9 protein-coding genes are annotated in these 12,247 nt (G+C 55.6%); 6 read left to right on the top strand and 3 right to left on the bottom strand.

What is annotated here, in order from left to right:
- Positions 1 to 106: 106 nt before the first annotated feature.
- Positions 107 to 634 carry a single-stranded DNA-binding protein SSB1 gene (gene ssb1 / locus ACFX4O_RS18445; RefSeq protein WP_131407037.1) on the top strand — a complete coding sequence of 176 codons (528 nt, stop codon included), beginning with the start codon at positions 107 to 109 and terminating at the stop codon, positions 632 to 634.
- A gap of 250 nt (positions 635 to 884) precedes the next feature.
- Here the strand turns inward: ssb1 and ACFX4O_RS18450 are convergent, their stop codons facing one another.
- From ACFX4O_RS18450 to ACFX4O_RS18460, 3 genes are read right to left on the bottom strand one after another with little or no spacing between them, the layout of a single operon-like run.
- On the bottom strand, positions 885 to 1,658 hold the full coding sequence (locus ACFX4O_RS18450) for an amino acid ABC transporter substrate-binding protein (protein ID WP_131407039.1): 774 nt from the start codon (positions 1,656 to 1,658) through the stop codon (positions 885 to 887).
- Positions 1,659 to 1,680: 22 nt separating this feature from the next.
- Complete coding sequence (locus ACFX4O_RS18455; protein ID WP_380210120.1) at positions 1,681 to 2,451, bottom strand: amino acid ABC transporter ATP-binding protein; 771 nt, start codon at positions 2,449 to 2,451, stop codon at positions 1,681 to 1,683.
- Positions 2,429 to 3,124: an amino acid ABC transporter permease gene (locus ACFX4O_RS18460; protein ID WP_380210122.1), complete on the bottom strand. Its 696-nt coding sequence runs from the start codon at positions 3,122 to 3,124 to the stop codon at positions 2,429 to 2,431. The genes ACFX4O_RS18455 and ACFX4O_RS18460 overlap by 23 nt, the downstream gene beginning before the upstream one ends.
- 622 nt (positions 3,125 to 3,746) lie before the next feature.
- Here ACFX4O_RS18460 and ACFX4O_RS18465 point away from each other — a divergent pair.
- The 5 genes from ACFX4O_RS18465 to ACFX4O_RS18485 are packed head-to-tail and all read left to right on the top strand — an operon-like array spanning position 3,747 to position 12,232.
- A complete protein-coding gene (locus ACFX4O_RS18465) occupies positions 3,747 to 5,966 on the top strand; it encodes a type VI secretion system Vgr family protein (RefSeq protein ID WP_380210124.1) in 2,220 nt (739 codons plus the stop codon).
- Positions 5,967 to 5,978: 12 nt separating this feature from the next.
- Positions 5,979 to 7,532, top strand: a complete 1,554-nt coding sequence (locus ACFX4O_RS18470; RefSeq protein ID WP_380210126.1) for a hypothetical protein — start codon at positions 5,979 to 5,981, stop codon at positions 7,530 to 7,532.
- Positions 7,529 to 7,657: a hypothetical protein gene (locus ACFX4O_RS18475; RefSeq protein ID WP_020456137.1), complete on the top strand. Its 129-nt coding sequence runs from the start codon at positions 7,529 to 7,531 to the stop codon at positions 7,655 to 7,657. The genes ACFX4O_RS18470 and ACFX4O_RS18475 overlap by 4 nt, the downstream gene beginning before the upstream one ends.
- A 10-nt stretch (positions 7,658 to 7,667) precedes the next feature.
- Positions 7,668 to 11,810, top strand: a complete 4,143-nt coding sequence (locus tag ACFX4O_RS18480) for an RHS repeat-associated core domain-containing protein (protein ID WP_380210128.1) — start codon at positions 7,668 to 7,670, stop codon at positions 11,808 to 11,810.
- Positions 11,807 to 12,232, top strand: coding sequence for an immunity 26/phosphotriesterase HocA family protein (locus ACFX4O_RS18485; protein ID WP_131407051.1), 426 nt, complete (start codon positions 11,807 to 11,809; stop codon positions 12,230 to 12,232). Before ACFX4O_RS18480 ends, ACFX4O_RS18485 begins: the two co-directional genes overlap by 4 nt.
- The last annotated feature ends 15 nt before the right edge of the window (positions 12,233 to 12,247 follow it).

A 12,247-nucleotide genomic window follows, 5' to 3' on the forward strand; every position in this document is an offset into this window, starting at 1 on the left:
GCGATTATCTGGAATCCTCCTCGCAGCTATCTAAGTGTGGCTTTGTAATGCTACAATCGCGCGTTTACACTACTAAGAATCAAGCAACGTTTTCAGGAGACACAATATGGCCAGCAGAGGCGTAAACAAGGTGATTCTCGTCGGTAATCTGGGCCAGGACCCGGAAGTACGCTATATGCCGAGTGGTGGCGCAGTTGCCAACATTACGCTGGCTACTTCCGAATCCTGGCGTGACAAGCAGACCGGCGAAACCAAAGAGCAGACCGAATGGCACCGCGTTGTGCTGTTTGGCAAACTGGCGGAAGTGGCCGGTGAGTACCTGCGTAAAGGCTCTCAGGTTTATATCGAAGGTCAACTGCGTACCCGCAAATGGACTGACCAGTCCGGTCAGGAAAAATACACCACTGAAGTGGTGGTTAACGTTGGCGGCACCATGCAGATGCTGGGTGGACGTCAGGGTGGCGGCGCACCGGCAGGCGGCGGTCAGCAGCAGGGCGGTTGGGGTCAGCCTCAGCAGCCGCAGCAGGGTGGCAATCAGTTCAGTGGCGGCGCGCAGTCTCGCCCGCAGCAACAGTCTGCACCGGCACCGTCTAACGAACCGCCGATGGATTTTGACGACGACATTCCGTTCTGATTCGCGTTACTACGCAAATTTAAAAACCCCGCTTGTCGGGGTTTTTTTATGTGCTGTACTCGCGGTGCTGGCGCAGCAATATCGCCGAAATGGTGGCCGCCGCACCGCCTGTGGCAAGCATCCAATACGCTGCGTACCCGCTTTGCGTGGTGTCGAACACCAGTCCAAACGAAACGAATGTCAGTGTGGCCCGGCGCCAGCGGCATAAAAAACCCCGCGTTGCGGGGTTTTACCATTCAGCGACTCCGTATTACTTCGACACATCCGCGCCGAAGTATTTCTGCGAGATGCGTTGATAAGTGCCGTCGGCTTTGATCTCTTCCAGGGCTTTATCAATGGCGGCTTTCAGTTGCGGGTTGCCTTTACGGAACAACACGCCGGATTTCTCTGCGTCAGTCTGCGTGGCGACAATTTTCACCGGCGCGTCTGGTTTATGTTTTTTGAAGTCGAGGAATGACAGGTTGTCGTTGATGGTCGCATCGGCGCGGCCCTGCACCACCAAATCGACAGACTGGTTGAAGCCGTCGGTGGCAACGATCTCCGCGCCATATTTGCGGGCGATCTGCGCATAGTTGCTGGTCAGCGTATGGGCGGATTTTTTGCCTTTTAAATCCTCGAAACGGGTGATTGCCGTGTTTTTGCTGTTAACGATCAGCACCGCTTTAGAGGCGATATACGGCTCGGAGAAGTCATATTTTTTCTGGCGTTCCGGTGTAATACCCACCTGGTTTATCACCGCATCGTAGCGGTTGGCGTCGATACCGGCGATCAGACCATCCCATTTGCCTTCAACAAACTGGGCATTTACTTTCAGGCGCTTAGCGATCTCCTGACCAATTTCGACATCAAACCCTTCCAGCTTGCCGGCGGCGTTATGAAAAGTGAACGGCGGATAAGTCCCTTCGGTGCCAATTTTTAACACCCCGGCGGATTGAATTTTTGCCAGCTCATCCTGCGCCTGTGCCGCGTGAGCAAAGCCCAGTTGCAAAACCCCTGCGACCACCAGTGTTGCGAATGCCTTCATCTGCGTTACCCCGTAAATATTGTTATTGATGCGCTTCGATATCCGAAAACGCTGTGCTTAAAGAGGCGATGAATTCCGTGGTTCGCGGTTTCTTCGCCTGTGAAAAAAGGGTTCTGGCGCTGCCCGTTTCGACAATCTCTCCGGCTTCGAGAAATACCACCTGGCTTGCGATATGGGCCGCTAAGCGCAGATCGTGGGTGGCCATAATCATCGTGGTGCCCTCGTTCGCCAGTTGGCGCAGAACGGCGACCACCTCGCCGGAAAGTTCCGGGTCGAGCGCCGAGGTCGGCTCATCGCATAGCAACACCGCAGGCGAAGGTGCCAGCGCGCGGGCAATCGCCACGCGTTGTTGCTGACCGCCGGAAAGCGTATTCGGCAGCGCGTTACGTTTATGCAGCATGCCGACTTTCTCCAGCAGCGCCTCGCCGCGTTTGTGGGCCCGCTCGCGGTCCCATTTATGCACCGTAATAAGCCCCTCGGTAATGTTGTCGAGGGCGGTCATATGCGGAAATAGCGCAAAGTTTTGAAAAACCATTCCGGTCTGGCGGCTCATCCGGCGAATATCCTGGCCTTTAATGCGCGCGCCTCGCGTAAATACCACTTCTTCTTTGCCGATGGTTAATTCCCCGGACTGGGGAATTTCCAGCAAATTAATACAGCGCAATAACGTACTTTTCCCGCTGCCGGAGGGGCCAATTAAAGCGGTGACAGTGCCTTCTGCCACCGTTAAATGAATATTTTGCAGCACCCGATGATTATCAAAACTTTTTTCAATGTTGCAGAGCGTTATCATTTTCTCGCTCCTTAACAGTGGTGCCGGCTAATTTCCGTTCCAGCTTCTCTTGTAAATGCGATAAGACAGAACTGAATAAGAGATAAATCACCGCGGCCTCGCTATATAAAATTAACGGTTCGTAAGTCACGGCGGCAATTTGCTGCGCGGCGAGAAACATCTCCGGTACGGTGATTACCGAGGCCAGCGAGGTGTCTTTTACCAGCGAGATAAAGGTATTCGATAACGGTGGCACGGCGATGCGCGCGGCCTGTGGCAGAATAATGCGCCGTAGCGACTGCGCCCAGGTCATGCTGATGGCATGCGCGGCTTCCCACTGGTTTTTAGGCACGGCGAGCAGCGTGGCGCGGATCACTTCCGAGGTATAAGCACCAATATTTACCGTAAAACCAATCACCGCTGCTGGAAACGCATCGATAGTTATTCCTGCGCTGGGTAACGCGTAAAAAATTAAAAAAAGCTGTACTAATAGTGGCGTGCCGCGAATTAACCAGACGTAAAATCTGACTATTGGTTTTAAAAATTCAGGACCATATAAACGCAATAACGCCACAATAAAGCCGAGCGCCAAACCAAGAATAAATGCGCTTAACGTTAAGGGAATGGTAAATTTCAACCCGGCGGAAAGCATTGGCCAGAATGAGTCGATCGCTAAGGGTAACCATGTCGGCACTACACACCTTCCGCACATTGCTGATTGCCAGAAAAAGCTGGCAGAATGCTATGTTAATATTTCATTTATTCATTCTGCTACCGTATTAAAGCGGATTATATTCGTTGCACCTGCGGCGAAAACCAATATATCCGGATAAGAATATGCGCAAATGTGCTAAAGGTCTCTGGCTGCCCGACAGCGGGCAGACGAGGGGACGCGTGCTGGTGTGAAACCGTAAATCGGCGGCGGTGGATGGCAGGGCGTACGCCGGGGTTAAAACAGGAGGATAAATGCACGCATATTTTAATTAAAAAACGCCAATTTCACTTAGGATGATAATGCGAAAAATAAAAGGATATATGATGCGTGATTATTTATTGTTAGCTGAATCGAATAACCTTAATTCCATTATTTTGTTGTGGCAATTTACATTGGTTTGATTTTAAATGACTTATTATTTTCATTGCAAAATAAGACAATTCTTATCTGTATTTGACTGTCGATTTTATGAACTCCAGATAATATTAATCGTAATCATGGGTTGTTAGTAAATAATACGCGCGCGTATAAGTTTCTTTTGAATGATTTCTCGCAAATCGTTTTCTCCCGAAATATCCGCCGCCGCTACCAAGGAATACGTATGGTTAACCGGATAACCGTCCTGTCATCCATTGGCAGTGATTCACTCCTGTTCTGGAAATTGAAAGGGGAAGAGAACCTTTCTGCCCCTTTTCGTTTTCAGGTCGACCTGCTGAGCAAAGACTTCACCCTTGATCGGCAAAAATTGCTCGGGCAGGAGATGACAGTGGTGATCCCGTGCCAGGTGCCGGGCAGCGAACGCTATCTTTCCGGGAAAGTGACCGCCGTTTCGGTGCGTACCGAAGAGCTGGACGGCACGCATTATGCGGCGTATCAGGCGACGCTGGAACCTGATTTCTGGCCGATGATGCGCGATCGTAACTTCCGCATTTTTCAGCAGCAGCGCGTGCCGGATATCGCCAAAACGCTGTTTTCCGAATACAACGTCGAGGTTGAAGACAAACTGACGCGCAGCTACCGCCAGTGGGATTACAGCGTGCAGTATGGTGAAAGCAGCTTTCACTTCATCAGCCGTTTGCTGGAGCTTGAAGGCATCAGCTACCTGTTTCGCCACAGCAAAGAGGGGCACACGCTGGTGCTGATGGACGACTATTCGCAGGCGGAGGCTTTTCCCGGTTACGGCACCATCCCCTGGCACGCGCAGGCTGGCGGCGGCGCAGTCAATGAAGAGGGCGTTAGCCAGTTACTGGCGCGCCATGTTGTTACGCCGGGTCTGTACAGCACCGATGATTACGATTTTCGCAAACCGCATGCCTGGATGCTGCAAACCCTGCAAAACCCCGTTTCGCCAAGCCCAGGGAAAATTGATGTTTATGACTGGCCTGGCCGCTTTGTTGAGCACGGCGACGGTGAATCGTACGCGCGTATTCGCCAGCAGGCCTGGCAAGCGGAGCAACAGCAAATGCAAGGTTCCGGCACCGCGACCGGCATCGCACCCGGCCATCTCTTTCGGCTTACCAATGCGCCCAACTTCGCCGATAACGCCCAGTGGCTGGTGATTGGCGCACAGTATGCGTTTGAAGAAAATCAGTACGCCTCCGGCGGGCCATTCAGCTCACAGCACAACATCGCCTTTACCGTCATTCCGGCGACAACGCCTTTTCGCCCGGCATCGGTCACCGACTGGCCGCGCACCTATGGCCCGCAAACGGCGCGCGTGGTCGGGCCGCAAGGCGAGTCGATCTGGACCGATAAATATGGCCGCGTGAAGGTGAAGTTCCACTGGGATCGGCAAAGCCAGGGTGATGAAAATAGCTCGTGCTGGGTGCGCGTCTCCAGCGCGTGGGCAGGCCAGGGCTACGGCGGCGTGCAGATCCCGCGGGTGGGCGACGAAGTGGTGGTCGATTTTATTAACGGTGAGCCGGACAGGCCGATAATCATTGGCCGCGTCTATAACGAAGCCAGCATGCCGCCGTGGGCGCTGCCGGCGGCGGCCACGCAGATGGGCTTTATGAGCCGCTCGAAAGATGGCTCGCCGGATAACGCCAACGCCCTGCGCTTTGAAGATAAAGCCGGGGAAGAACAACTCTGGCTGCACGCCGAGCGCAACATGGATACCGAAGTTGAAAACGACGAAACCCATGATGTTGGCAGCAACCGCACCAAAACCGTGGGCAAAGACGAAACCAGCCATATCAAACAGAACCGCACCCGCACGGTGGACGGCAATGAAACTGTCACCATCGGCCAGGATCGCAGCAAAACCATCAACGGTAACGAAACCACCACCGTGCAGCAGAACCGCACGGAAAGCGTGAAAGGCAATGAAACCCTCAGTGTCGATCAAAATCGCGATGAAACCATTACCGGCAACCACATCACCACGGTGAAGAGCAACAACACTGGCACCGTGCAAGGCAACCAGACGCTGACCGTGGTGCAGGACAGAACCCGCACCGTGCAGGGCAACGAAAAAGTGAGTGTGCAGCAAAACCGCACCGTGCAGGTGACCGGTAACCAGACGCTGGAAGTGACCGGCAACCGCAATGTCACCGTCAGCAGCAGTGAAGTGCGCACGGTGGTGCAAAAGCAAGAGGTGAATATCGGTGCCGGACGCACGCTGAGCATTACCGGCGGCGACACCCGTTTTACGCAGGGCAGCGTGGCAGACAGCGCAACAGATACCTTCCAGATCAACGTCGGCGAAAGCGGCATTCTGATTGGCAACGGCAGTGTGGAGATCACGGCGGGCGGCTCGACCATCACCATTAACGCGGCGGGCGTGATGGTCAATGGCAAGAAAATCGAGCTTAACGCCTGATAAGGACACGGAATGAGCGCGGCAAAGAACCCCACAGAGAAAATGATGAGCGAGCTGGAGCTAAGCTGGCTGGACGCCAGCGAGAACGCCGCACGCACCCGTCTGTTTATCTGGCGCGTTCCGGCAGGCGGCGAATCGCTGCTGGATGCCTTTATCGCCCTGCAACAGCATCCCGAAGGTCGCACACTGCCGGATCTGTTTCTTGGGTTAAATACTCCTTTCGAAACTGGTTATGGCTACAGCGACGCGCTGGGACGCGAGTTTGTTGAACAGTACGAAGCCACCGAAAATGCCGCAGCATGGAACGCGGAACCCTATCTGCCCTGTTACTCCCCGGCGCAACTGAACACGTTGTTGCAGAGCTTCGCGCAGGCTTTCGCCGAGGATCTCCGTTACCTGGTGCTGGCACTTAAACCCTCCGGCGTCAGCGATGAAAGCGCGCTAACGCGCTGGCTGCAAGGCTGGCTGGAACAGGTCGCGGACGCCCCGCGTTTGCTGCTGATTGATACGCTGGAGCAACCGATTTGGCAGCCGTTATATGAGGCGCATCCGCGCGAGGTGCGGCTGATTGTTGACGAAGTGGATGGCATGCGGGTGATGCACCAAACCGCGCAGCAGCAGACGGACAGCGATGCCGACCGGTTGCTGTTTCGCCGCTATCTGGCGGATGCGATGCTGCTGCTGGAAAAAGGCAGTGCCGCACAAGTCGCCGCGCGCGGCGAACTGGCGCTGGGCATTGCGCAGCGGCGCGGCTGGGCGGATCAACAAGCGATGATGCACAACCTGATAGCCGGTGGCTGGCTAAAAGGCGGCGACCATGTGCAGGCCGTCACCCACTACCGGCAGGCGCAAAACCTCTCTGGTGAGATCCCTGATCCGGCGCTGAAAGGGCAGTTGCGTACGCAAAGCACCTTCGGTGAAGCAGGCGCGTGGTTCGCGAAGAAAGACCATCTGCAAGCGGCGAAAGGGTATCGCCAGGCGGCGCTGGAAGCGCAGGCTATTCCCCATCCGGTATTTGAAATGGAAGGCTGGCGGATGTCCGGTTTTTGCCTTTGGCTCGCTGGACATCGACCGACGGCGATGGAGGAGTACGCGCGCGCCGTGCAGGCGGCGGAAAGCGTGCCGCTGCCCGAACGCAGCCAGACCACGCTGCCGCTGGTGTTTCAGGATTTATTGCGTATGCACGATAAGCGTCGCACCGAGGCGCTCGAAGCCTGCGCCGCACGCTGGCAACGTGAAAAACAGCGGCTGATCCAACTGGCGGAAGCGGGGCTCGCCGCTGAGCCGACCGTTGCGCAGGTTAAGCAGGCTGAAAGCCGCTTGCAGTTACAACTCGAGGCCATGTTTACCGTGATCCGCGAGGAGCGGGAAAACCTGATTCGTCGCGGCGATGACAGTTTTCGCCGCGTTATCCGGCTGGCGCGGGAGAAATTGCACCCGCACTGGAATGGCCTGCCGGAGATCGCTCACCCCTTTGATGCGCCCCCTGGCGAGTGGCAAAAGCTGCCCGACTGGGGCAACCATGACGCATCGTTATCTGACACTGCAGGAAGCAACCCGCTATGAAAAATCGCATCATTATTATTGTTGTCGTCACGCTGCTCGCGCTGCTGTTTTTAAGTCTTTCTGATAGCGAGCTGGCGACAGAGGTTCGAACGTTCTTGCGCGCGTTACTGCGCGCCATGTTCTGAGGCCAGACTTATGCACTCCGGCGCGCACTTCGACCCGCAGCTCGGGCTGGATATTCATACCTACCCGTGGCCGCTGCCAACGCCGCATATCGGCATTGTTTTTGACGTGTTCGATTACCTGCCGCTGATTGGCACCACGGTGCACGTCAACAGCATCAAGCGCGCGAGTGCAGGAACCGGCGGCATCGCGGTGCATATTCCGGTCGGTGGTGTGTGGGTGCCGCCGCTGCGCGCACCGGGCGGCCCTCAGATTGAAGACGAGCTGTTTATGGGCAGCAAAACCGTCTCGGTGGATGGCGAGCCGTTCTCGCGCATCGGCATGCCGGTGTTGAGCTGCAACATTATTGGCCTCGTGCCGCCGTTTCGCCTCAAGCGCGCCACCAAGCCAAAACCGCTCTCTCTGACGCTACCGCTCACCTTTAACCTCGCCATTCCCAATAACGTGGTGGTTGGCGGCCCGCCGACCATCAACCTGATGGCGCTGCTAATGCGCGCCGGGTTAAGCGGGCTGGGTAAGGGCTTCAAAAAACTGAAGAAAACGCCGAAGTGGCGGCTGTTTATGCGTCGCTTTCGCAAGCTGCGCCAGAAACTGTTTCGTAATATGGATTCCGGCTTCCTCAAATGCCGCGTGCTGCGCGCTGAACCGGTGGACATCCGCGATGGCAGCGTCAGCCTGGAACAACAGGATTTCCTGTTAGCGGGCCGTCTGCCGCTGGCGTGGGCGCGGAGCTATTCCTCGGCTGATATTGAGGTCGAAGGGCTGTGCGGTTTTGGCTGGTCAACCCCGGCAGATATCCGCCTCGATGTGCTGGCGGAAGAGGGCGTCGCGATGCTGACGCAGCCGGAAGGGATGACGCTGTTTGCCGCGCTACCGCAGAACGACGGGCGCGAACATGCCATTAACGGTTTGCCTGAGGGCAGCCGCTTGTGGCGGGAAACTCGTGCTGGCGAGGTGCTGTGGGTAGTGGATCAGGAAAGTGGCTCGCTGTTGCACTTTAGCGGTAAGCAAGGCGCGCTGCCGATTCGCGAGATTGTCGATCGGAGCGGTAACGGTTGGCGATTTGAGCGGGAAGAGGGCGAGCTTCGGCAAATTCGCGAGTTCACCCATGCCGGGATGACCGGGCGCGACATCCTCGTCACGCAAGAGCGAAACCGTCTGCATATTCTGCGTCTGCATAATGCGCTGGATGGCGAGATCTCGCCATTGACCCGTTACGAGTATGATCACGACAACCAGTTGAGCGCGGAGATCGATGCGCTGTCGCATCCGCGTCGTTTTGCGTATCAACAGCGCCGTATGGTCAGCCATGTTGATCGCAACGGACAAGGGTTTCACTACCAGTACAACGAGGCCTGGCAGGTTATCCACGCCTGGGGTGATGGCGGAGTTTGGGATTATCACTTTGCGTACCATGCGCTGCTCAACGAAGTGGAGGTCACCGACTCGCTTGGCGCTGTTTCGCGTATTACCTTTGACGAAAATGGCCTGCCAGTCTCGGAAATCGATCCGCTGGGTGGTAACACCGTATTCCGCTATGACGATGTTGGCCGCACGGTTGAAGTGACAGAGCCGGATGGCGCGACTCATCGCTGGGAGTATGACGAACAGGGGCGCATGACCGCCGAACAGATGCCCGATGGTTGCGTGATTCAGGCGGTTTATGACAATGACGGGCAATTACTGGCGCTTACCGATGAGAAAGGTGCGGTCTGGCGCTCGGAATACAGCGAGGTCGGTAATCTTACCCGCGAAATCGATCCCACCGGTGTCGCCACGAGTTATCAGTACGACGCATTTGGGCAGCTTTGCGCGGCGGATGTGCCCGGTGTTTCGCCCACGCGCTACCAGTATGATCGTTATGGCTTTCCGCAACGGATTGAACAGGCTGGCGCGGGCGCGCTCCAGCTTCGCCACTCGGTACGTGGAACGCTGTTGGAGCGTATTGACGCAAGCGGGGGGGTAACCCGTTTTCACTGGGACAGCAAAGACCGGCTGGTGGCGACAACCGATCCGGCAGGCGGGGAAATACGCGTTGTCTACGATCGAGAAGATGACCCGGTAAGCTACACCGATGAGCAGGGGCGAACTACGCAGCTTCGCTATAACGGCAGCGGCATGCTGACGGCCTGCGAAACCCCGGACGGCGCGACGTTGAGCTTCCTCTATGATGCGGAAGATCGTCTGGTGACGGTGGCCAATCAAAATGGCCAACGTTGGCAACTGACGCGCGATGCGCTCGGGCGGGTAACGGAAGAGCATGATTATTGGGGGCAAGTGACGCGTTACGGCTGGGATAAGGCCAGCCGGTTGATAAGTCGTGAGGATCCGCTGGGTCGCGAAGTGCGCTACGGCTATGACAAAAGGGGACGGCTGACGGAGCGGCGCAGCGGCGACACATTACAGGTTAAATACCACTACGATCCCTGCGGGCGGATGGTGCTGTGTGAAAACCCGTGGCGGCGGTTGAGCTGGCGCTATGACGATGCCGGACGTGTTCTGCTTGAAGAGCAGGATGGTTTTCAACTGCGCTACGGTTACAACGCACGTGGTGTGCTGATCAAACGCGAAAGCGACAGTGGTCACCAGGTGCGTTACCACCTCGATGCGCATGAGCGGCTAAGTCAGATACAGCTTAACGACGATGCGCCCATTCTGTTCACCTACGACGAGGCCGGGCGATGTGTGAGCGAGCAGCTCTCCGCCGATGTCCTGCGTACCTTTAGTTTCGACAGACTGGGGCGGCTAAGTACCCAGCAGGTGTTGCAACAGGATTTGCCGCTCTTCGCTAGCGGGTTTGCTTACGATCGCGCCGGGAATCTGACGTTACGGGAAGATAGCCTGTGGGGCAGCGATCGCTACAGTTACGATCCGGTGGGGCGGTTGACGGCGCACACGGCACCCGATGGCGCATTGCGACAATTTGTGCAGGATGCCGCCGGTAATCAATTGCAGACGCAAACGCATGAGGTGAATGACAGCGCGGGCGGTTGGTTTCGCGAAGGCATTCACCACGGCGTGCGCTATGTGTTTGACCGTGCTGGCGAGTTACGTCAACGCCGGGATAGCCAGAGTGAAGGCGAAAAAGAGGATTTTGTCTGGGATGACAACCGCCAGTTGATCGCCGTGCGTAAAGGCGACAGTCTGGTGCGCTATGGCTATGACGGCCTGGGTCGACGGGTATTCAAGCAGACGGCGAGCGAAACCCACTGGTTTTACTGGCAGGATGATGCGTTGGCTGGCGAAACGGTCACCAGGCTGCAGGAGCCGCTGGCCGCGCTCAGTCTTTTCGATACCGGCGGCAGGTTAAAGCGGCAGAAAGCGCAGGCCAAACTCTTTAATGAGATGCGGGAATATATCTACTACCCGGACAGCTTCTGGCCGCTGGCGCTACTGACGCTAGAAAGGGGAGAAAAGCAGAGCTGGCACTATCACTGCGATCCCAACGGTGCGCCGGTCAGATTGACCTCGCCACAAGGGGAGATTGTCTGGTCGGAGAAAAGCGGCATTTGGGGCGAGAAAGGAGAGGTTTACGCCAGCCGCATTGACAACCCGCTGCGTTTTCAGGGGCAGTATTACGACGCGGAAACCGGGCTGCACTACAACCGCTACCGCTATTACGACCCGAATATTGCGGCTTATATCAGCCAGGATCCCGTGGGTATGGTGGCGGGGGTTAGCGTGTATCAATATGCGCCAAATCCGCTGGCATGGAGCGATCCGCTCGGCTTGCAGCGCTGCTTAGGTCTGCCGTCGACGCGCGCGCCAGGTGGCTCGAAGAAGAAATACAACCGTGCCAAAGGGCAAGGGTTATATATTCTGCACGAGAATGGCAAAATCCGTTACGTTGGGCGCGGTGATGCGCCAACCCGTTTAAACACCCATGCAAAAACGCCGGGTAAATCGCATCTGGAACAGCTGATCATTTTTGACAACAACTTAACCAAAGCTGAAGCTAAATATCTGGAAGAAAAACTTATTGGTATGCATGGTGGCGCTAAATCGATGAATCCATTAACAAATTTATTGAATGATATCCGGTCTTACCGCCCCGGAAATAAAAACGCACCCACCTATAAAATCGCTGGCGATAGCTCAGCATGGGGTAAAGAAATCTTACAAGACGCGCTGTCTGTCATAAGGGGTAGCATATGAGTCAAAAATACCAGGAAGGTGATATCTTTCTGATCCCAACTGCCGATGGTCGGTTTGCCGTGTGTCAGATCGTCTGTGCGTTGAAAGGACGTTTTAAAAAAGCGTTCGCATTTGGCGTGCTGAGCATTCAGGCTGATAAAAGCATTCCGCAACACGATGAGTTTCTGAAGTTTAAAAACTCAAGAGGCATGACCAATGTGATCTTTGCGGCGGTTGATAGCCTCAAAAGTGGTGAGTGGGAAATTATCGGCAATATCCCGCTGACGGACTGGAAAAACGAGCTGAAAATATTCCACAGTGCCGGGCATTTGTACAATGGTGATGAGTACGTCCGAGTGCTTGATAAGAGCGAATACAAGCAATTCAATGTGATGGGCGTTGCCGGTAACGAACTGGTACAGCAATATCTGGCGCAACATTGATCCCTAAAGAAGTGA

It is taken from the genome of Kosakonia sp. YIM B13571, from assembly GCF_042788095.1.
GTDB classification, from domain to species: Bacteria; Pseudomonadota; Gammaproteobacteria; order Enterobacterales; family Enterobacteriaceae; genus Kosakonia; species Kosakonia quasisacchari.